The 21,360-nt window shown below is 63.9% G+C and carries 20 protein-coding genes; 15 read left to right on the forward strand and 5 right to left on the reverse strand.

The annotated features are described in order from the left end of the window. The first annotated feature begins 27 nt into the window (after positions 1-27). Both AC0L3S_RS30240 and AC0L3S_RS30245 read left to right on the forward strand, forming a co-directional pair. A complete protein-coding gene (locus tag AC0L3S_RS30240; RefSeq protein ID WP_473283293.1) occupies positions 28-540 on the forward strand; it encodes a flagellar biosynthesis protein FlgN in 513 nt (170 codons plus the stop codon). Then, positions 537-995: a hypothetical protein gene (locus AC0L3S_RS30245; protein ID WP_473263651.1), complete on the forward strand. Its 459-nt coding sequence runs from the start codon at positions 537-539 to the stop codon at positions 993-995. The genes AC0L3S_RS30240 and AC0L3S_RS30245 overlap by 4 nt, the downstream gene beginning before the upstream one ends. Positions 996-1,171: 176 nt before the next feature. On the opposite strand, the gene AC0L3S_RS30250 is transcribed toward AC0L3S_RS30245, so the two are convergent. Continuing rightward, positions 1,172-1,942, reverse strand: coding sequence for a response regulator transcription factor (locus tag AC0L3S_RS30250; protein WP_007595845.1), 771 nt, complete (start codon positions 1,940-1,942; stop codon positions 1,172-1,174). A gap of 819 nt (positions 1,943-2,761) precedes the next feature. On the opposite strand from AC0L3S_RS30250, the gene AC0L3S_RS30255 reads away from it, so the two are divergent. Then, complete coding sequence (locus AC0L3S_RS30255; protein ID WP_473283261.1) at positions 2,762-3,760, forward strand: hypothetical protein; 999 nt, start codon at positions 2,762-2,764, stop codon at positions 3,758-3,760. Between the two features lie 14 nt (positions 3,761-3,774). Here the strand turns inward: AC0L3S_RS30255 and AC0L3S_RS30260 are convergent, their stop codons facing one another. Beyond that, the gene (locus AC0L3S_RS30260) at positions 3,775-4,353 is read right to left on the reverse strand and encodes a MarR family winged helix-turn-helix transcriptional regulator (protein ID WP_473283263.1); all 579 of its coding nucleotides are present in this window, start codon (positions 4,351-4,353) and stop codon (positions 3,775-3,777) included. A 486-nt stretch (positions 4,354-4,839) separates the two neighbouring features. Here AC0L3S_RS30260 and AC0L3S_RS30265 point away from each other — a divergent pair, with 486 nt between their 5' ends. After that, positions 4,840-6,066, forward strand: a complete 1,227-nt coding sequence (locus tag AC0L3S_RS30265; protein WP_473283295.1) for an MFS transporter — start codon at positions 4,840-4,842, stop codon at positions 6,064-6,066. Between the two features lie 111 nt (positions 6,067-6,177). Beyond that, complete coding sequence (locus tag AC0L3S_RS30270) at positions 6,178-7,065, forward strand: dienelactone hydrolase family protein (RefSeq protein WP_473263648.1); 888 nt, start codon at positions 6,178-6,180, stop codon at positions 7,063-7,065. Between the two features lie 7 nt (positions 7,066-7,072). Here AC0L3S_RS30270 and AC0L3S_RS30275 read toward each other — a convergent pair whose 3' ends face one another. Further along, the gene (locus AC0L3S_RS30275; RefSeq protein WP_473283265.1) at positions 7,073-7,927 is read right to left on the reverse strand and encodes an SDR family oxidoreductase; all 855 of its coding nucleotides are present in this window, start codon (positions 7,925-7,927) and stop codon (positions 7,073-7,075) included. Between the two features lie 146 nt (positions 7,928-8,073). Between AC0L3S_RS30275 and AC0L3S_RS30280 the strand changes: the two genes are divergently transcribed. Then, entirely contained in the window at positions 8,074-8,790 is a 717-nt protein-coding gene (locus AC0L3S_RS30280; protein ID WP_473283267.1) for an HAD family hydrolase, read from the forward strand. Positions 8,791-8,856: 66 nt separating this feature from the next. Here the strand turns inward: AC0L3S_RS30280 and AC0L3S_RS30285 are convergent, their stop codons facing one another. Together AC0L3S_RS30285 and AC0L3S_RS30290 are read right to left on the reverse strand one after the other, a co-directional pair. Further along, positions 8,857-9,264, reverse strand: a complete 408-nt coding sequence (locus AC0L3S_RS30285) for a nuclear transport factor 2 family protein (RefSeq protein WP_473283269.1) — start codon at positions 9,262-9,264, stop codon at positions 8,857-8,859. A 100-nt stretch (positions 9,265-9,364) separates the two neighbouring features. Continuing rightward, positions 9,365-10,849, reverse strand: a complete 1,485-nt coding sequence (locus AC0L3S_RS30290) for a mannitol dehydrogenase family protein (protein ID WP_473283271.1) — start codon at positions 10,847-10,849, stop codon at positions 9,365-9,367. Positions 10,850-10,994: 145 nt separating this feature from the next. Here AC0L3S_RS30290 and AC0L3S_RS30295 point away from each other — a divergent pair, with 145 nt between their 5' ends. The 9 genes from AC0L3S_RS30295 to AC0L3S_RS30335 all read left to right on the forward strand — a co-directional run bounded on the left by AC0L3S_RS30295 (position 10,995) and on the right by AC0L3S_RS30335 (position 21,219). Then, entirely contained in the window at positions 10,995-11,798 is an 804-nt protein-coding gene (locus AC0L3S_RS30295; RefSeq protein ID WP_473283273.1) for a FadR/GntR family transcriptional regulator, read from the forward strand. Between the two features lie 88 nt (positions 11,799-11,886). Next, entirely contained in the window at positions 11,887-12,846 is a 960-nt protein-coding gene (locus tag AC0L3S_RS30300) for a sialic acid TRAP transporter substrate-binding protein SiaP (RefSeq protein WP_473283297.1), read from the forward strand. Between the two features lie 226 nt (positions 12,847-13,072). Beyond that, positions 13,073-13,651: a TRAP transporter small permease gene (locus AC0L3S_RS30305; protein ID WP_473283275.1), complete on the forward strand. Its 579-nt coding sequence runs from the start codon at positions 13,073-13,075 to the stop codon at positions 13,649-13,651. Between the two features lie 4 nt (positions 13,652-13,655). Then, positions 13,656-15,062, forward strand: coding sequence for a TRAP transporter large permease (locus AC0L3S_RS30310; RefSeq protein WP_473283277.1), 1,407 nt, complete (start codon positions 13,656-13,658; stop codon positions 15,060-15,062). Further along, complete coding sequence (locus tag AC0L3S_RS30315) at positions 15,059-16,108, forward strand: L-idonate 5-dehydrogenase (protein WP_473283280.1); 1,050 nt, start codon at positions 15,059-15,061, stop codon at positions 16,106-16,108. Before AC0L3S_RS30310 ends, AC0L3S_RS30315 begins: the two co-directional genes overlap by 4 nt. Positions 16,109-16,123: 15 nt before the next feature. Next, positions 16,124-17,314: a mannonate dehydratase gene (uxuA, locus tag AC0L3S_RS30320; RefSeq protein WP_473283282.1), complete on the forward strand. Its 1,191-nt coding sequence runs from the start codon at positions 16,124-16,126 to the stop codon at positions 17,312-17,314. Between the two features lie 221 nt (positions 17,315-17,535). Further along, positions 17,536-19,197 (forward strand): thiamine pyrophosphate-binding protein, encoded by a 1,662-nt coding sequence (locus AC0L3S_RS30325; RefSeq protein WP_473283284.1) that lies wholly within the window; start codon positions 17,536-17,538, stop codon positions 19,195-19,197. A 3-nt stretch (positions 19,198-19,200) separates the two neighbouring features. Beyond that, entirely contained in the window at positions 19,201-20,466 is a 1,266-nt protein-coding gene (locus AC0L3S_RS30330) for an NAD(P)/FAD-dependent oxidoreductase (RefSeq protein WP_473283286.1), read from the forward strand. Between the two features lie 9 nt (positions 20,467-20,475). Continuing rightward, entirely contained in the window at positions 20,476-21,219 is a 744-nt protein-coding gene (locus AC0L3S_RS30335) for an aspartate/glutamate racemase family protein (protein ID WP_473283288.1), read from the forward strand. Positions 21,220-21,360: the final 141 nt, after the last annotated feature.

A 21,360-nucleotide genomic window follows, 5' to 3' on the forward strand; every position in this document is an offset into this window, starting at 1 on the left:
TCACAGAAGTTGAAGGGTGAATTTCATATGCAGGCACAAGAAGGCGCGGCGGCCATGGTGTTGGAACAGCCGGCCGTGGACACCGGGGCGATGACGACGGCCGCCGCGTCGGGGGATGCCCTGTTGCCCGTGCTGTTGCCGAATGTCGGCGGCGAGGTGGCGAACGACGGCGGGGACGCGGCGAGATCGGACGAGGTACGCGGCCTCCTGGCTGCGATCCGCCGGCTCGAAAGCATCGTGGAAGAGGAGACGGCCGCGCTGGCGACGGGCAAGAAGGTCGACTTCGACGAGTTCAGCGCCCGGAAGAGCCGGAGCATGCTGGAATTCGTCCGCCTGATGCGGGCGCGAATGCACCTCGGCGGCGAGGTCGAGATCACCGAGGAGATTCAGCGGCTGCGCGAGAAGCTCGAGCGCAACCGTTCCATCCTGGAAATGCATTACGATGCGGTGCGCGAGGTCGCGACCATCATCGTCAAGGCCATCAAGGATGCCGAGTCGGATGGCACCTATACCGGTCGCGCCGCACAGGATGGAAAATGATCAGACTCGTGCTGGCCGGGCTCTGGGTATGCATCCTCACAGCGGGAACGAGCTATGCCGTGGCCTATTGGAAGGAAAATGGCAGCCTGCTGCCGGCAAAGGACGAATACCTTGACGGGCTGCAGTACCAGAAGACGCGGGCGCTGAGCGTGCCGATGGTCGAGAGTGGCAACGTGCAGGGCTACATCGTCGCGCGCTTCGTCTATACGGTGGAGGCGCGGACCATGCACCAGCTCAGCGTTCCGCCCGAGCCGTTCGTCGTCGATGAAGCCTTCCGCAGGATCTATGCCGACGACCGCCTCGATTTCAGAAAACTCGCCCGTTACGACCTCTCCATCCTCACGACGGCCATCAAGCAGCGTGTCAACGAACGAATGCAGGCCGAAGTCGTCCAGGACGTCCTTGTCGAGGACTTCAATTACGTGTCGAAGGAAGAATTCCAGCAGAAGCCCTAGGGTATTACCGGTTTCTGAGTGAATCAGAAGCGAGCCTCTAGAATCGCACTTAGACGCGAGCCGCAGCGCCGGTACTGCCGCGCCTCTGTTCGCCGTCGACGTCGCTGAAAATACAACGGCCTCTGCGAAGGTGGTTCGCAGAGGCCGTTGTCGGTTTAGTGGCAGCGCTCTGCCGATCAGTTTCCGGCCGGATACGCCACTGGGGCGGTATGCGCCCTGTTCAGCAGGATGCCGACTTCGTCGAGCTCCTGCATCGGCACGTCGATGGTCTCGCCGGCCGGGATGTCGAGGCGGTATCCGACGTAACGCCGGGCCACGATTGCATCGAAGCCGAGGCGGTCGCGGAGCTTCTTGCGCAGTTTGCTGACGTGGCTCTCGATCACGCTCTCGTCGAATGTCGCTTCGAAGATGCCGTAGACCGCGTTGAAGATCTGCGTCTTGGTGACCCACTTGCCGTGGTTGCTGACCATATATTCGAGAATGCGCAGTTCGCGGCGGGGCAGGGTGAGGGCGTGGCCAGCGATCTCGGGGTCACGTCCGTTGAAGAAGACCTGGATCCTGGTCTCGCAGGGCCTTGGCAGTTCCCCGACCCGGCGACGCGCAATCGCGGCCGTTCGGGCGAGGATCTCGCGGAGGTGAATCGGCACGTGGACGACGTCATCGACGCCCGATTCGAAGAGCTCCAGCGTGTTCTTGAGCATCTTCTGGCCGCTCATGGCGATAATCGGTGCCGAGGAGCGCTTGCGCATTGCCCGCGGCAGGCTTCCGCGGGTGTCGCAATCCCCGAGGAGGAAGGCGTCCACCGCGGCCAGATCCGATTCACTCGCAGATTGCAGCCAGTCCCAGAATTCTCCGGAGGAGAAGCCGATCGACGATACACCTTCGCGAACGAGCCCTCCGACATAGCTGTTCGTGACGCTCTCGCGATCATCAACGATAATATACATCAGTTTTTCGCCCCTGTTTCGCACTTGTTTCGGCCGGTTGTTTGTTGTGATGCCCGGCTCGGCAACTGTGCTGTTTGACGATATTCCATCCCGCGAACCGTTATTATGGTTTCGATATTCGCGGGCAGCCCTACGCATTCAGTGCCTGCGTCTCGCAGGCCTGCTACTTCGACTCGATACTGAACGCTTACTGCGTGAGGCTCGGCGGGTGTCTTGCGGATCACCTCGCGGAGCGGATTGAGAAAGCGACCTAGAACAGTTGCGCCAAGTTGCTCATTGCGTCCGAACGCCACTGTACTGTGTCGATCTCCTCGCCAACTGGCGAGAATCACTTGAGTAGGACCGTAACAATTGCCGATTTCCGATCAAGCGTGCGCAACTAAGCGTTTGCTATAGGTGCTTGATACTCTTGATTCGTTTCGAGTTGTTTCTTTGTATATTCAATCGTATCAGTTGATTTAGAATTCGAACTAGTTTTGCACCGTGGCGGTTCTAAAGTTTCGCATCCCCGTATGATTACAGCCATTTCGCGTGGTGCTTCGCTTCAGGCACATTGATGGGTTTTCAACCCCGGATTGACTCTCGCCATCGTCTTTCCACATGCGACAATTCGACTCATGTATGGCGAGGCGACTCCAGCTTGGCGAAATCTTGGCGAGGGTGTGTCTTTCGAGTCGCACTCTCGCCACGTGCGTGACGCGTTTGACTCATGTGACGTCGTATCGCGCGGGATGAAAAGTTTTCGATGCGCACGTTTCAGGCAAGCTTCGGCAAATAATGTCACCGTTCGAAAGATCGAACCGAACGGAGCATTCTCGCATGTTGTCCGATGGACAAGCTCGTCCCAACGCGACCGCCGATGTTTCCGCAGCGGCGAAACCTGCTGCGGAGACGCGCGATGCCAGAGACAATGCGGCACCGACGGCCAAGCCTGCTTCGAATACCAAGCCTTTTGCAAATACCAAGCCTTCTGCAAATACCAAGCCTGCTGCGAACACCAAGCCTGCGTCGGCAGCAGCGAGCGATGAGACTCTGGCGAAAGAGGCGCTCGAGGGCCTGAAGCGTATTCGCGCCAAGGCGCGCCTCGACAAGATGGCAATCCCCAAGCCTACGCCCACCGTGATCAAGCCGGCCGTGATCGTGGCCAAGCCGCCGCCGCCGCGTCCGACATGGGTCGTGCCGCTCGCGACATTGGCAGTCGCTGCAATCCTGGTCGTCTGCGCCTGCACCGGCGTGATCGCCTATTTCGCCATGCAGCCCGCCCAGACCAACGTCGCGGCCAATACTGAGATCAGGAATCTGCGCGAGACGGTGGCGCAACTGCGCAGGCAGGTGTCGGGCGTGTCCGACAATCTCGACGGCCTGCGCACCGCGGTCGACCAATCGAGCAAGGCGACCAATGACCGTTTTGGCCGTTTTGGCGAGAATCTGGACCGCATCGAACGGGTGAGCTCGTCCTCTACGGTGAAGCTCGACAAGCTTGCCCAGGTGCAGGCTCAAGTGCAGGCCCAGGCTCCAGCGCCCGTCGCCTCACAGCCAATGCCAATGATGGCCTCGGCCGCTACGCCCGAGGTCACGGGATCGGTAACTCCGTCCGAGCGCATCTCGGCGCCGCGCAAGACGGTCAAGGGCTGGTCGGTCCGCCAGGCCTATGAAGGGATTGCGATCCTGCAAGGCCCGCACGGCGTCGTCGAGGCGGTGCTGGGACAGCACGTGCCCGGCCTTGGTCGCATCGAGGAGATCAAAAACGAGAACGGACGCCTGGTCGTCGAGTCCAGCGGGGGCGTCATCTATTCGTCACGCAAGGCGACGCCCTGATCGAGGGCCGCCTGCTATTTGCGGTGATGCTCGAAGCTGGTGCATAGCAGATCGACCTCCGCCTCCGCGATCGGCGCGCGAAACAGGCGGCAGCTGAACTCGGCCGTCGTCCTGCTGTCCGTGGTGCTGCGATCTTCGCGGAGGAAGATGCATCGCTTGCAGACGTCGGTATGGTGCCGCTGTTCGGCTGCGTCCGACTGATCCAGCACGTGGCGGAGCGCGTCGCGGAAGCTGACCTTCGCCTCGTCCTCGAGCACGGCGATGGCCTCGACAAGGACGTTGACGGGGTCGCGCACCAGGAACTTCTTGCCCTGTTGTGTCACGCTCAGCATCACCGACCGCTTGTCCTGGACCGAGCGCTTTCGCTCGAGATATCCGAGCCGCTCCAGCTCGCCGATGATGAACGAGGCGGTGCCACGCGTGGTGCCGACGTAACTTGCGAGCGCCGACGGGGTCCTGGAAAACCGGTTGGCGCGGGAAAGGAAACGCAGCGCCATCCACTCGCGGTCACGCAAGCCGTGCTTGGTGCCTTCGAACCACAGGATCCGGGCGACCTGTTCCAGCAGTTCAATCGATTCGCGAGCCAAGTTCATTTCAATTCCAGGTCGGTAAATCTTAATTCAATTGAGCTTTGGTAGCGCAATCCGGGCAGCTGATAATGAGGATCCCGAAAGAGGTGGAACCTTCCGGTCGTGGAACTAGAGCGTAACGAAGAAAGTTCGAGTAAATCGCGCGGTTCAACTCTTCTGAAAATTTCCGTCAAATGACCGCGGTGTACGCGCCAATTCCGATGGCGCGGGATGTGCGTGCAACATGATGTGTCGTTGAGACCACCGCAAAGCCCATTTGTTGCGCGGGGCGCTTCGAATTGCGCGAGCAGGCGGATCGGCCGCAACTCGGGGAGCGGAAAAGAGGACGGGGGAACCACCGTTTTCGGTTAATGAATGTTGCGTCGCAATGCGGCCAGGCGGTTAAATCGAAATAGGATAGAGCCCGGGAATGCCAGAGTGTCGTCCGTCATCGAGCAAGTGAAGCCGTTCAGCGTCAAGCGCGCAGCATTGGCCGCCACAGTCGGCAACATGCTCGAATTCTACGACTTCATCACCTACAGCTTCTTCGCGATCCAGATCGGCCATACCTTCTTCCCGACGGGAAGCGAGTACGGCAGCCTGATGCTGTCGCTGGCGACCTTCGGCGCCGGCTTCGTGACGCGGCCGATCGGCGGAATCGTGCTCGGGATCTATTCCGACCGGATCGGCCGGCGGCCTGCCATGCTGCTGAGCTTCGCACTCATGGGGCTATCGATCCTGACCATCGCGCTCACGCCGGCCTATCAATCGATCGGCCTTGCAGCGCCCGTCATCGTGATCGCGGCGCGTATGGCGCAAGGCTTTGCCCTTGGCGGGGAGGTTGGACCGACCACCGCCTATCTGATCGAGATCGCCCCGCCTCAGCATCGCGCGCTGGTGGTGGCCTGGCAACCGGCGAGCCAGGAGATCGCCGCGACCGCGGGCGCGCTTGTCGGCGTCATCCTGAGCAGGACGATGGCGCCGGAGATGCTCGACGCCTATGGCTGGCGGGTGGCGTTTCTGATCGGAGCGGTGTGCCTGCCGTTCGGGTTCTGGATGCGCCGGACGCTGCCCGAGACGATCCCGCAGGCCGAAGCCGGTGCCCGCACTGTCGAGCACACAGGTCATCTCTCGCAGGCGAGACGGCACCTTGGCATCATTGGACTCGCGCTGATGATCCTGGCGAGCGGTACGATCTCGACCTACGTCACCCAATACATGACGACCTATGCGCAGAACACGCTGCATGTGTCGTCGACACTGGCTTTCACCGTGTCGCTGGTCAGCAACGGCATCCAGTTTGTCGGTGCGCTGGTCGGGGGCTGGCTGGCAGATCGTCTCGGTCGCAAGCCGGTGATGATCTGGCCGCAGCTCGCCACGCTGCTGCTGACCTACCCGACCTTCCTGTGGATTGTCCATGCGCCCGGCGCGTTGTCGCTCCTGGTCGGTTTCGGTGTCCTGTCCGTCATCGGCTCGCTGCCGTTCACTGCGTTCTACGCGACCTTCACCGAGGCGCTGCCCCAGAACATCCGCGGCGGTGTATTCGCTACCGTCTATGCGGTCGCGATCGCCAGCTTCGGCGGCACGGCGCAGCTCGTGGTCACCTGGCTCCTCCACGTCACCGGCAATCCGCTGGCGCCGGCCTGGTACCTCCTGCTTGCAGCGATCGTTGGACTTATCGCGATGAGCCTCATGCCCGAGACTGCGCCGGTGAAACAACGTCAGAACAAGATCTGAAAACAAGGCTGAAGGCGGCGCACTCGCAGGCTGGTGATTTGCCTTTCGCCGGCAACTATGGCGAATGCGTCGCCTGAAGGATCAGGGGCACGCATCAGGAAGGACGAACCGATGAAGATCGAGACCACCATGACATCCGACGTCGTCGGGCTGACCAAGGTTGCCCCGGTCTCGCGCCGCGGATTCATGAGCGCGACCGCGGCGGTCGCGGCCGGCTACACGCTTGCGGCCGGGCCCGTGCGCGCCGAGGCGATCACGACCGACACCAGCGGCCTCCAGACCGGGGACGTCAAGATCAAGGTCGGCTCCGAGGAGATGCCTGCGTATTTCGCCCGCCCCGCCGGCAACACCAAGGCGCCGGTGATCATCGTGGCGATGGAGATTTTCGGGCTGCACGAATACATCAAGGACGTGACACGGCGCCTCGCCAAGCGCGGCGCGTTCGCGATCGCGCCGGACTATTATTTTCGGAAGGGCGTCGATTTGACCAAGGTCACCGAAATCAAGGACCTGCTGCCAATCGTCAATGCCAAGCCGGACGCGGAGCTGCTGTCCGATCTCGATGCGACGGTGGCGTGGGCGGGATCGCAAGGCGGCGACACCGGCAAGCTCGGCATCATCGGCTTCTGCCGCGGCGGGCGCACCGTCTGGGAATATGCCGCCCACAGCGGCAGCCTCAAGGCTGGTGTTGCGTTCTACGGCACCGTGGTCGATCCCGCCAATCCGCTGTGGCCGAAGAGCCCGATGCAGCTCGCGCCCGAGATGAAGGCACCGGTGCTCGGCCTCTATGGCGGCGCCGATACCGGCATTCCCGTCACTCAGGTCGAGCAGATGAAAGCCGCGCTCGAGCAGCACAAGAAGACGGCCGAGTTCAAGATCTATCCGGAAGCGCCGCACGGCTTTCATGCCGACTACCGCGGCAGCTACCGCAAGGACGCCGCAGAAGATGCCTGGAAGCAGGCCCAGGCCTGGTTCAAGAAGTATGGCGTGTTGAGCTGACGCTTGATCATGATCCTCCTTCCCCCGCTTGCCACAACGCATCCAGGGCCTGACGGTAGGTCGGATACGCAAGTGTGACGCCGAGCTCGCGCTTCAATTTCGCGTTGGAAACACGGGCGCTGCTGGCATAGAAGCTGCGGGCCATCGCCGACATCTCGGCGGTCTCGAACGGCTCTTCCGGCGGCGGCGTAACATTCATCAGCTTCGCCGCGTAAGCGATCACGTCCTGCGGCGGCGCCGGCTCGTCGTCGCAGACATTCCACGTACCGCCGCTCGGGTAATGAACCGCGGCCATGATCGCGCTCGCGATGTCGTCGACGTGGATGCGATTGAACACCTGTCCCGGCTTGATGATGCGCCGGGCCGTTCCAGCGCGGAGCGTCACCAGCGCGTTACGGCTGGGGCCATAGATACCCGCAAGCCGCAGGATCGCGGCGTTGCCACCGGTCGTGTCGGTCCAGGCCTGTTCCGCCGCGACCCGCATGCGCGTGCGGTCGAGGTCCGCCTTCGGCGGCGTGCTCTCGTCGACCCAGCCGCCGGCGTGATCACCATACACGCCGATCGTGGAGAGATAGATGATCCTGCGGTGGCGGTCCGCCGCCAGCACGTCCGAGAAGGTCGCGACGGCGGGATCGCCGGCGCTGCCGGGCGGGATCGATATGAGAAGGACATCCGCGTCTCTCATGCGTTCGACTGTCTCGCGTGCCGGACGGCTCCCGGAGAAGGCGTGTACCTCGATGCCGGCGAGATCGCCCCGCTGCGCGGGATCGCGCACCGTGCCGGCGATATGCGAGAAGCGGCCACCGAACAGGCGGACGAAGTGCCGGGCACTGTAGCCGAGACCAAGGATAAAGAGCCGCATACGTCTTCCTTGCAGGTCGGAGTTCCCGTTCGCGCGGCAGCGCGTTCTCCGCTCATAAGAGATTTTTGGGTCCAGCAAAAGATATTGCGATTTGTTCCGCCTGCCTGTGCAGGCGATGGTCGCTCATCGGGAGGAGCGCATCGAACATGCAGGCAGAAGCGCCAGCCATCATGCTATCTGACGCGGCTGAGCTAGTCCGCCGCGCCGCCGCGCTGATCTTCGATGTCGACGGCACCTTGGCCGAGACCGAGGAACTGCATCGGCGGGCCTTCAACCATGCCTTCGCCCGCCAGGGTCTCGACTGGCAGTGGGACCGGGCCGTCTACAAGGACCTGCTGCGGGTCACCGGCGGCAAGGAACGGATCCGGGCTCACCATGACAGGCTGAGGATCGCCGCGCCATTGTCCGATGTGGACATCGCGGAACTCCACCGCATCAAGACTGCGCATTATGCCGAACTGGTCGAGACCGGCTGCTGCCCCTTGCGGCCCGGAGTGATGGATCTGCTCGCGGCTGCCAAGGCGCGCGGCCAGCGGCTCGCGATCGCGACGACCACGTCGCACGCCAACATCGATGCGCTGCTGTCGCGGGCGCTGGGAAAGGGCTGGGCCGCGGATTTTGATGCGATCGTCGCCGGGGATGACGTGCGGCATAAAAAGCCTGCGCCGGATGTCTATGTCGAGATCCTGGCGCGGCTGAAGCTCAACGCGTCCGACTGCGTCGCGATCGAGGATTCCGCCAACGGCCTGATCGCGGCCTCAAGGGCGAATATTCCCGTGCTCATCACCAGGAGCATGTTCTTCCGGGACGACGATCTTAGCCAAGCGCGGGTCGTGCTGGATGATCTGTCCGGGTTAGGGTGAGGCGCAAAACAAAAAACTGAAAAACAACCCCATGCACAGTAGAATGTGCCTGCGGGCCGGCCGCTCTCAATGGACGCGGTGGCTCGCTCTATCGTCCTCAGCTTGCTCGACAATCTGCGCGATCGGGCTTGACTGGTGGTGCACCAGGCGCCAGTCGTGGCCGACGCGCCGAAAATGGTTGGCCGCGGCCAATGCCGTGCCGTCGACGATCTCGATGCAGAGCACGCGCGCGCTGTCGCCATCGACGATGGCCTGCGGTTCCGCGCAGACGATCTGCGGCCGTTCCGGATTCTGCAGGATGTCGCGCCAGCTTCCGATCACCGTGGCCCGGCCGATGATGGCCGGCCAGCCCGGATGAATGCAGGAAATGGCGTCATCGTCCGCCCACATCCGCTCCATTTCGTCGAAATCGCCGCTCGAAAAGGCGGCGTAGAACGCTGCGTTCGCGGCGATCACCTTGCTGTCCTTTGCCATGCCTCTCGGGTGGGGCAATGACAGGCAAAAATCAAGCAAGACTTCCGTCGACTTTCCGTTCGATCTGGACCGCAATGCAGCATTGCTGCCCGTTTTGTGGTCACGCCGCGATCAGCGTCTCCACCGCACGCCGCGCGCCATCCTTGTAGAGTCGACCGAGCGCCGCGGTCACGGCCTCGCGCAGGCGCGGCTCCGCGCCCAGCGGCCCGAACACTTTTCCGACGCCGAGCAGCGCGGGCGCCAATCGTTCGGCGAGGGGACCTGCCTCGCGCGCCAAGCCAGCGAACTCGGCGGCGAGCGGATCGCGCACGTCGATGGTGCGGCCTTTCTCGTCGAGGCCGGTGACATAGCGCATCCAGCCGGCCACCGCGAGGGCATGCGTCGCGATCGGAAGGTTGCTGGCGAGACGATCCTGCATCGCGCCAAGCAGCCGCTGCGGCAGTTTTTGCGAGCCGTCCATCGCGATCTGCCAGGTGCGGTGATGCAGTGCCGGATTGGCGAAGCGCTTGAGCAGCGAGGCGCGATAGGCGGCGAGATCGGTGCCCGCGGGCATCGTCAGCGTCACCGCGGCCTCTTCCATCACTTGCGCGGCGAGGCGCGCGAAATGCGGATCCTGCATGGTGTCGGCGATGGTCTCGTAGCCGGCAAGATAGCCGAGATAGGCCAGCGCCGAATGGCTGGCGTTGAGCAGACGCAGCTTCATCAGCTCGAACGGCTTGACGTCGTTCACCAGCTCGACACCCGCCGCGGCAAGATCGGGCCGGCCCGCTGAAAAACGGTCCTCGACCACCCATTGCGTGAACGGCTCGGTCATGACGGGCCATGCGTCACGCAAACCGAGCGCCGATGAAACCGCATCGCGGTCACCATCCGTCGTCTCCGGCACGATGCGGTCGACCATGGTCGAGGGGAAGGCCGCCGTATCCGCGAGCCACTTGCCGAGATCCTTCGAGCGCAGCGCGGCGAATTGCGTCACGATCCGCTGCACGGTGTGGCCGTTGGCGGCGAGGTTGTCGCAGCTCAGCACGGTGAAGGGCGGGACGCCCAGGGCCCGTCGGCGCGCCAGCGCTGCGACGATGGCGCCGGGAGCCGAGCGCGGCGCGTCGAAATTGTTGAGGTCGTGCACGACATCAGGATGCCGTTCGTCGAGATCGCCGGTCTGCGGCGTGTGGCAATAGCCCTTCTCCGTGACGGTGAGGGAGACGATGCGAATGGCGGCATCGGCCATTCGTTCGACCAATCGTGCCGGGCTTTCGCGCGCGACCACGCTGTCCAGTAGCGCACCGATGATGCGGTGTTTGGTGCCTTCGGCTGCACGGACGGCAACCGTGTAGAGATGATCCTGCGGGGCGAGGGCGTCGCGTGTGTCAGGGCTGCGCAGGCTGGCGCCGACGATGCCCCACGACGTCGCGCCGGCGGCAAGGCAATCGTCGATGACGACGGCCTGGTGGGCGCGATGAAACGCGCCAAGGCCGAGATGCACGATGCCGGGCGTGACGCGCGAACGGTCGTAGGCCGGGCGGCGGATGCCTGGTGGCAGCCGGTCGAGATTGGCGCGGCCAAGGCGCGTTGGATCAAGGCGCATGGTCGTCTCTCCCCTTGTTTGGCCGCTGCTTGACATGGCGCCCGTCCTGGGTCAATGCTGCGGTCAATTGGTAAGACCAATTTTCCAAAATTGGCGGGCCGCGGGCAGCGAGAGCTGCCGGCATGACCCTTTCGGGAGGACCAGCGTGCCGCTGGAAGCTGTGGAGGCGAGACGGCTTTATCGCCAGGTCGCCGATCAATTGCGAAGCCTGATCGACAGCGGCGAGTACGCGGTCGGCAGCCGCTTGCCGACCGAGCGCGAACTCGCCGAGCAGCTCAAGATATCCAGGCCGACGGTGCGCGAAGCCCTGATCGCGCTCGAAGTCGAAGGCCGCCTCCGCATCCGCGTCGGTTCCGGCATCTATGTGATCGAGCCCGCGGCGGTTGCGGCGACCGCGCCTGCTTCCGTCATCGAGGGCCCGTTCGAGCTGTTGCGTGCCCGCGAGTTCCTGGAAAGTGCCATCGCCGAAGAAGCCGCGCGCGTGGCGACGAAGGATGACGTTGCCCGCGTCGATGCGTCCCTTGTCGCGATGGAGAGCGTGGAACACCCTGGCGAAGCCTCGATGGTCCACGACCGCGCCTTCCACGTCGCGATCGCCGGAAGCCTCGGCAATGCCGTTCTGGTGCGTGTGGTCGGCGAGTTGTTCGACCAGCGCCTCAACCCCTATTTCGCGCAGCTTGCGCATTATTTCGAGAGCCCGGGCACGTGGCGCACTGCGCTCGACGAGCATCGCGCGGTGCGCGACGCGATCGCCGCGCATGATCCCCGGGCGGCGCGCGAAGCCATGCGCGATCATCTCGCACGATCCCAGGAGCGCTTTGCGCAGAATTTTGGCCCCGAGACCGCGGCAGGATCGTCTTCGGCACGCGGCCGATCGGCAGGCTCGCCGGTAAAACCGGAGCGAGCGCTGAAGAAGCGGGCCAAAAGCGGCAGCGCGCGGCGGCGATGAGATTGGGCGGCCCGCGTCCACTTCAGGCGGGCGAACAAGAAGCAGACTTGAAAAAATGGAGGAAAAGTCAGTGTTGAAAAAGATGACAATGGTGCTGGCGGTCTCGGCCGCGGCGATGTTTGCTACGACCAATGCCGGCATGGCGCAGACCAAGCTGAAATGGGCCCATGTCTACGAGACCTCGGAGCCGTTCCACACGGCCTCAGTGTGGGCCGCGCAGGAAATCGGCAAGCGCACCAATGGGCGCTATGCGATCGATGTCTATCCGGCCTCGCAGCTCGGCAAGGAAGCCGACATCAACCAGGGCCTCTCGCTCGGCTCGGTCGACATCATCATCTCTGGCTCGAGCTTCGCGGCCAAGAGCTTTCCGCCGATCGGCGTGACCTACTATCCCTACACCTTCCGTGATGCCGATCATCTGCTCGCCTACACCAAGAGCGACATCTTCAAGGAGCTCACCAAGGGTTATGAGGACAAGAGCGGCCACCACATCGTCGCCGTGACCTATTACGGGGTGCGCCAGACCTCGTCGAACAAGCCGATCAAGACCTGCGCCGACCTCAAGGGTCTGAAGATGCGCGTGCCCGACGTTCCCGCCTATCTGGCGATGCCGCGCGCCTGCGGCGCCAACACCGCGCCGATCGCGTTCGCCGAGGTCTATCTCGCGCTCCAGAACGGCACCGTCGAGGCCCAGGAGAACCCGCTCACCACGATCGAAGCCAAGAAGTTCTACGAGGTGCAGAAGCACATCGTGCTGACCGGCCACATCGTCGACCATCTCAACACGGTGGTAGCGGGCGCGCTCTGGAAAAAGCTCAGCGACGAGGACAAGAAGATATTCACCGACGTCGCGCAGGAAGCCGCCGCCAAGGCGACCGCGGAGATCAAGCAGAACGAGGCCAAGCTGGTCGCCTTCTTCAAGGAGAAGGGCCTGACCGTCACCGACGTCGACAAGAACGAGTTCCGCGACACCGTGCTGAAGAACGTCGCGTTCGAGACATTTGGCTATCGCAAGGCTGACTGGGAACGGATTCAGGCGGTGAAGTAACGGACGCTTGCTGCGCTATCAATCCTCATGGTGAGGAGCGCGAAGCGCGTCTCGAACCACGAAGGCCCCCGTGTCGCCGGGGGCCATCCTTCGAGACGCTTGCTTCGCAAGCTCCTCAGGATGAGGAGCGGAGCAAGTTCGACGCAGTCAAACTAACTTGTCATTCCGGGTTCTACGCTCAAGCGTTGCCCCGGAATGACGCCCGCTACTTCCTAGGAGCACCCCCATGTCCACCGCCGAAACGCACCGGCAGATCACCGCGGACGAGATCGCCCACACCTTCGAGGAAGAGGCGGCACCCAAGGTCGATCTCGGCATCTACGCTTTCGAGGACTGGGTCGCGCTGGCGATCTTTTGGGTGATGGCGCTCGCCGTCTTCCTCCAGTTCTTCACCCGCTACGTGCTCAACGACAGCTACGCCTGGACCGAGGAGATAGCGACCTACTGCCTGATCGGCGTGGTCTTCATCGGCTCCTCGATGTGCGTACGGCTGTCGCGGCACATCCAGGTCGACCTGCTCTATCGCTATCTTCCGCACCTCGTGGCGCGCGCGCTGTCGACCGTGATCGACCTGATCCGGATCGCCTTCTTCGGCTACGCCATCAAGCTGGTCTGGGTCTACATCCAGATCATCGGCGACGAATCCATGACCACGATCAATCTTCCCAAGGACTACGTCTACTACGCGGTGCTGCTCGGCTTCGTGCTGATGTTCGTCCGCTCAGTGCAGGTGGCCGTGCAACATTTGCGACAGGGCTATTCGATCCTCGAACGTCCCGGCGCCTACGACGGTTTTGAAGGGTAATTTCATGTTGCTGTTGCTTGGAGGCTTTCTCGTCCTGATGCTGCTCGGCGTTCCCGTGGCTATCGCCATGGCGGCGTCGTCGCTGCTCTACATCCTGGTCAGCGGCGTGACGCCCGACGTCACGCTGGCGCAGCGCATGATCGCCGGCGTGGAAAGCTTCCCGTTGCTCGCCGTGCCCTTCTTCATCCTGGCCGGCAATCTCATGAACATCGCCGGCGTCACCGGCCGCATCTACAAATTCGCGGTCGCGCTGGTCGGCTGGATGCGCGGCGGCCTCGGCCACGTCAACATCATCGGCTCGGTGATCTTCTCCGGCATGTCCGGCACCGCGATCGCGGATGCCGCGGGTCTCGGCACCATCGAGATCAAGGCGATGAAGGACCACGGTTACACCACGGAATTCTCCGTCGGCGTCACGGCGGCCTCCGCCACGCTGGGCCCGATCATCCCGCCATCGCTGCCTTTCGTGATTTACGGCATGATGGCGAACGTCTCGATCGGCGCGTTGTTTCTGGGGGGCGTCATTCCAGGCGTTGTCCTGACGCTGCTGATGATGGCCACCGTCACCTACTTCGCGCACAAGAACAAATGGGGCAGCGATACGCCCTTCTCCTGGCCGCAATTGGGATCGGCGGGGCTCGAGATCCTCGTCGTGCTCGCTTTCCCGATGGCGGTCTGGCTCCTGACGGTCGCCGGTCTCTCCACCAATTGGGCCGTTGGAATTGGCCTGGTCGTGCTGCTCGCGATGGACTGGTACTTCGACTTCTCCGCGGTGATGGCGCTGATGGCGCCGGTGATCCTGATCGGGGGCATGACGCTCGGCTGGTTCACCCCGACGGAAGCCGCGGTCGCCGCCGTGATCTGGTCGCTGTTCCTGGGCCTCGTGCGATACCGCACCATGACGATGAAAACGGTCGCGAAAGCGACTTTCGACACCATCGAGACCACGGCGTCGGTGCTGTTCATCGTCACGGCAGCCTCGATCTTCGCCTGGCTGCTCACGGTCTCGCAGGCGGCCCAGATGCTGTCGGACTGGATGCTCAGCATCACCCACAACAAATGGGTGTTCCTGGCGCTCGCCAACGTCCTGATCCTGTTCGTCGGCTGCTTCATCGACACCACGGCGGCGATCACCATTCTGGTGCCGATCCTGCTGCCGATCGTGCTCAAGCTCGGCATCGACCCGATCCATTTCGGTCTGATCATGACGCTGAACCTGATGATCGGTCTGTTGCATCCGCCGCTCGGCATGGTCTTGTTCGTGCTCGCGCGCGTCGCAAAGCTTTCGGTCGAGCGCACGACGGTGGCGATCCTGCCTTGGCTGGTGCCATTGATGCTCGCACTGATCGCGATCACCTACATCCCCGAATTGACCCTCTGGCTGCCGAAATACATGGGACTTTCCAAATGACATCCACAGCTCTCGCCGCAACCCTGTTTGGCCCCGAAGATCTGCGCATGGTCGAGCATCCGCTCGACAAGCTCGCGGAAGGCATGGTCCGCCTCCGTTTCGGCGCCGGCGGCATCTGCGGCTCGGACATGCATTATTTCCGTCATGCCCGCACCGGCGATTTCGTGGTGAAATCGCCGCTGGTGCTCGGCCACGAAATTTCGGGCGAGGTCGTGGAGATCGCGGGCTCCGCGGCGAACCTGAAGGTCGGCGACCGCGTTGCCGTCAACCCATCGCGCTGGTGCGGCCGTTGCGTCGCTTGCCGCCAAGGCCGGCAAAACCTCTGCGAAAATATCTACTTCATGGGCTCGGCCTCGAAGACGCCGCACATGCAGGGCGGCTTTGCCAATTATTTCGACGCGATCCCGGCGCAGTGCGTGAAGATCCCCGATCATGTGTCCTATCAGGCCGCGGCGCTCGCCGAGCCGCTCGCGGTCTGTCTGCATGCGGTGGCGCGTGCCGGCAACATCGAAGGCAAGCGCGGCATCATCTTCGGCGCCGGTCCGATCGGGCTTCTGACCATGCTCGCCGCGCGCCGCGCCGGCATGACCGACATCACAGTGGCCGACATCGCGCCGGCGCCGCTGGCCTTTGCGACCCGGCTCGGCGCCTCACACGTCGAGAATGTCGCAGCCGGCGAGGAAGGCCTGAAGGCGCAGGCCGCCTCGCGCCCCTACGATGTCGCGTTCGAAGTCTCGGGCACGGCTGCAGGCCTTGCCAGTGCGATCGGTATAATCAGGCGCGGCGGCATTGTGGTGCAGATCGGCAATCTGCCGGGCGGCCAGATTCCGGTGCCGGCCAATGCGGTGATGGCCAAGGAGATCGACCTGCGCGGCTCGTTCCGTTTCGGGCTCGAGTTCATGACGGCGGTGGAGCTGATTGCGGACGGCAGCGTGGACGTGCTGTCGCTGGTCACCGCCGAGCGGCCGCTGTCCACCGCGCCGGACGCGCTGCGGCTGGCGCTCGACCGCTCGCGGAGCGTCAAGGTCGTGCTGACCGCGAACTGATCCGGGAGAATTTCGATGATGCTGGAAGGATGGCGCTGGTACGGGCCGGACGATCCGGTCTCGCTCGATGATGTCAGGCAGGCCGGGGCGAGCGACATCGTCTCGGCGCTGCATCAGGTGCCGATCGGCGACGCCTGGACCCGCAAGGCGGTCGAGGAGCGCAAGAACTTTATCGAGAACGGCCAACCCGGCCGTTCGCAGCTGACATGGTCGGTGGTGGAATCGATTCCGATCCCCGACGACGTCAAGCGTCTCGGGGCCAAGGCGACGCGCTCGATCGAGACGTGGATCGCGAGCCTGGAGGCGGTTGCCGCTTCCGGCATCAAGATCATCTGCTACAACTTCATGCCCGTCGTGGATTGGTGCCGCACCGATCTCGAATGGGAGCTGCCGAACGGCGCCCGTGCCATGCGCTTCGACCAGGACCGTTTTGCCGCCTTCGAGCTGCACATTCTGAAGCGCCCCGCCGCCGTCCAGGAGTATTCGCCGGAGCAGCAGGCTCGCGCGAAAAAGCTGTTCGACCAGATGAGCCAGGCCGATATCGACTATCTCGTCATGGTCATCGCCAGCGCGCTGCCGGGCTCGACCACCGAGCCGATGACCATCCCGCAATTCCGCGACCGGCTCGAAACATATCGCGACGTCACGCCAAAAATCCTGCGGCAGCATCTCGCCGAGTTTTTGGGCCGCGTCACACCCGTCGCCGAGCAGCTCGGGGTCTCATTGACACTGCATCCGGACGACCCGCCGCGCCCGCTGTTCGGCCTGCCGCGCGTCGCCTCCAGCGCCGATGACTATCAGGCGTTGTTCGATGCCGTGCCGTCAAAGGCGAATGGTATCTGCCTGTGCACGGGGTCGCTGGGCGTGCGCGCCGAGAACAACCTGCCCGCGATGGCCGAACGCTTCGGTCCGCGCATTGCCTTTGCGCATCTGCGCGCGACCAAGCGCGAGGTCGACGGCCTGTCGTTCTACGAGTCCGATCATCTCGACGGTGACGTCGACATGGTCGCGGTGCTGAAGGCACTGCTGAAGGAGAACGCGCGGCGTTCGCCCGACCGGCAGATCGTGTTCCGGCCGGATCACGGCCACCGCATGCTCGACGATCTCGCGGCGACCAAGCGCACCAATCCGGGCTACACCACCATCGGCCGCCTTCGCGGCCTCGCCGAGCTCCGTGGCGCGATCCGCGCGATCGAGCATCGGTAGCTCGCCGCCATCGCGCCGAGCTTCGGATAGAGCCGGTCGATCGCGGCGCTCCGCGTCGTCGCGAATGGGCTGCAGTGCAACCAGCAGGGGCGGGCATGACGCCTGCGCAGGGTGCGAGAAGCCTTTCGATCTTGCGCGCCCTGTCGGCCTGTCCTACGCCAGCTCCGAGCAAATTTTTCGCGAAGCTGCGAAATGCATCGCCAAAGCCTTGAGGAGCCGTCATGACCATTCGCAACACCCGCACCGGGGGCCAGATCCTGATCGATCAGCTGGTCGCGCAAGGCGTCGAGCGCGTCACCTGCGTACCGGGCGAGAGCTACCTTGCGGCGCTCGATGCGCTGCACGACAGCCCGATCGACGTCATGATCTGCCGCGCCGAGGGCGGTGCGGCGATGATGGCGGAGGCCTATGGCAAGCTCACGGGCCGCCCCGGAATCTGCTTCGTCACCCGCGGCCCCGGCGCCACCAATGCGAGCCACGGCGTCCACATCGCGATGCAGGATTCCACGCCGATGATCCTGTTCGTCGGTCAGGTCGACACCGGCATGCGCGAGCGCGAGGCGTTCCAGGAGCTCGACTACAAGGCGGTGTTCGGCACCATGGCGAAATGGGCGGTCGAGATCGATCGTCCCGACCGCATTCCCGAGCTGGTCGCGCGCGCGTTCCGTGTCGCCATGCAGGGCCGCCCCGGTCCCGTCGTGATCTCGCTGCCGGAGAACATGCTGACCGAGACCGCGGCCGTCGCCGACGCGACGCGAATCGAGCCGGCGGTGAGCTGGCCCGCGCCTGCCGATATCGAGCGCGTTGGCGCCATGCTTGCAAGCGCCAAGGCGCCGCTTGTCATCCTCGGCGGCTCGCGGTGGACCGATGAGGCGACCAGGAGCATCGCGCGCTTTGCCGAACGCTTCGACCTGCCGGTCGCGACCTCGTTCCGCCGCGCGTCGCTGATCGACGCCGATCATTCGCATTATGCCGGCGACCTCGGCATCGGGCCGAGCCCGGGCCTGAAGGCGCGCATCGACAATGCCGACCTCGTTCTCCTCATCGGCGGCCGCATGTCGGAGATGCCGTCCTCATCCTACACGCTGCTCGACATTCCGACCCCGCGGCAGAAGCTGATCCACGTTCATCCCGGCTCGGAAGAGCTAGGCCGCATCTATCAGCCTGAGCTCGCGATCCAGGCCACGCCCGCCGCGTTCGCGGCCGCGGTCGAGACGCTGAAGCCGGCAGGCGCCGTTGCCTGGAAGGGCGAGGCCGCCAAGGCGCATGCCGATTATCTCGCCTGGACCGAGAAGGCACGCGAGCTGCCGGGTACGTTCCAGTACGGCCAGGTCATGACCTGGCTGCGCGATCGCCTGCCCAAGGACGCGATCGTCTGCAACGGCGCCGGCAACTATGCCGGCTGGATCCATCGCCATCACCGCTTCCACAGCTTTGCTTCACAGCTTGCGCCGACGTCGGGCTCGATGGGCTATGGCGTGCCGGCCGCGGTGCTCGCCAAGCGACAATATCCGGACCGTACCGTCATAGCCTTCGCCGGCGACGGCTGCTTCCTGATGAACGGGCAGGAATTCGCGACCGCCGTGCAGTATGACGCAGCCCTCGTGGTCATCGTCGTCGACAATGCGCAATACGGTACCATTCGCATGCACCAGGAGCGCGACTATCCCGGACGCGTGGTCGGCACCCAGCTCAAGAACCCGGATTTCGCGATGTACGCAAAAGCGTTCGGCGGCCATGGCGAGCGTGTCGAGCGCACCGAAGAGTTCGCGCCGGCGTTCGAGCGTGCGCTCGCCTCGGGCAAGCCGTCGATCCTCCACTGCATCATCGATCCGCGGGCGATGTCGGTCGGCAAGGACTTTGCCCCTGCGGTGAAGGCTTAGGCGATGTCGCAAAGCCGCCACGTCGCCATCATCGGTGCCGGCGCGGTCGGCGTGATCAGCGCGATCGAGGCGCTGCGCGGGGGCCATCGCGTCACGCTGATCGATCCGGGCGAGCCCGGTGGCGAACAGGCGGCGAGCTACGGCAATGCCGGCTGGCTGTCGTCGCATTCGGTGATCCCGCCGGCCGAGCCCGGCGTTTGGAAGAAGGTGCCGGGCTATCTGATGGATCCGCTCGGACCGCTCGCGATCCGCTGGTCTTATCTGCCGAAGGCGCTGCCCTGGCTGATCAAATATCTGCTCTCGGGCTGGACCGAGGCGCGGGTCGAGACGACGGCATTTGCGCTGCGCGACCTTCTGAAGGACGCGCCGCTGCTGCACAGGAAGCTGGCCGAGGAGGCGGGCGTCCCTGAATTGATCGAGCGTAACGGCGTGATGCATGTCTTCCCGTCACGCGGCAATTTCGACAACGATCTCGGCTGGCGCGTGCGCAAGCGCGTCGGTGTCGAATGGCTGGAGCTTTCGGCCGACGAGATGCGTCAGCGCGAGCCCGATTTGCATCCGCGCTACACTTTTGGCGTGGTGGTGGAGGAAGCCGGTCGCTGCCGCGACCCCGGAGCCTATGTCGCGGCCCTCGCGCAACATGCGCTGGCAAGCGGAGCCAAGCTCGTGCGGGCCAAGGCAATCGGGCTGAGGCTTTCCGGCAACAAGTTGGCGGCTGTCCTGACCGAGACCGGCGAGATTGCGTGCGATGGCGCGGTGATTGCCGCCGGTGCGCATTCGAAGCGGCTCACGGCGTCCATCGGCGATCCGCTGCCGCTGGAGACCGAGCGCGGCTATCACGTCATGATCGAGAATCCGGAATCGGGGCCACGCAGCTCGATGATGGCCTCGGATGCGAAGATGGTGGTGAACTGGACCGACAAGGGTTTGCGCGCCGCCGGCACGGTCGAGATCGCAGGCCTCGCGGCCGAACCGAACTGGAAGCGCGCCGAGATTTTGCGCAACTACCTCTTCAGCATGTTCCCGAAACTGCCGACGGACATTCCGGCTTCGCGTATCAAGACCTGGTTCGGCCACCGGCCGAGCATGCCGGACGGACGTCCCTGCATCGGTTACGCGCGGGCCTCGCGCGACATCGTCTATGCCTTCGGCCACGGCCATATCGGCCTGGTCGGCTCGGCCCGCACCGGTCGTCTCGTCGCCCAGCTTCTGAGCGGCAAGCCGCCGGAAATTCCGCTCGCACCGTTTTCGCCCGATCGTTTTCTCTGAGATCGCATCATGACCGCTCCAGCCAAATCGTCATCCCGAATCGCCCGCGGCGGCAAGGCCATCTATGGAGCACCGCTCGGCATCCTGATGCTGGAGGCGCGCTTTCCCCGCATTCCTGGCGACATGGGCAACGGCACCACCTGGCCTTTCCCTGTGCTCTATCGCGTGGTGAACGGTGCCTCGCCGGAGAAGGTGGTGCTGAAGGGTGCGGCCGGTCTGCTGCCTGATTTCATCGACGCGGCGAAGGATCTGGTGCGGCTCGGGGCCGAAGCCATCACCACCAATTGCGGCTTCCTCTCGCTGTTCCAGAAGGAGATCGCAGCCGCGGTCGGCGTTCCCGTCGCAACCTCGTCACTGATGCAGGTGCCGTGGGTGCAGGCGACCTTGCCGCCCGGCAAGCGCGTCGGCCTTGTCACCGTGTCGGGCTCGACCTTGACGCCGGCCCATCTCGAAGGCGCCGGCGTGCCGCTCGACGCGCCGCTGGTCGGCACCGAGAACGGTAAGGAGTTCTTCCGCGTCCTGATCAAAGCCGAGAAGGACGACATGGATATCGCGCAGGCCGAACGTGACGTGGTCGAGGCCGGCAAGGAGCTGGTCGCCAGGAACCCGGATGTCGGCGCGATCGTGCTCGAATGCACCAACATGCCGCCTTATGCAGCGGCGCTTCAGGCCGAGGTCGGATTGCCCGTCTATGACATCTATTCCATGATTACGTGGTTTCATGCCGGACTGCGCCCGCGTCAGTTTGGCTAGAGGTCGAGAAGCTGCAGATGGCTGCTCTTCCTTCTCCCCTTGTGGGAGAAGGTGGCGCGAAGCGCCGGGTGAGCGACTATCTCTGTTGTCAAGTTGCATTGGCGTAGGCGGTGCGCGCATCGCGTGCCTTGGCGTTGAGGC

Source organism: Bradyrhizobium sp. Ken01, from assembly GCF_055807355.1.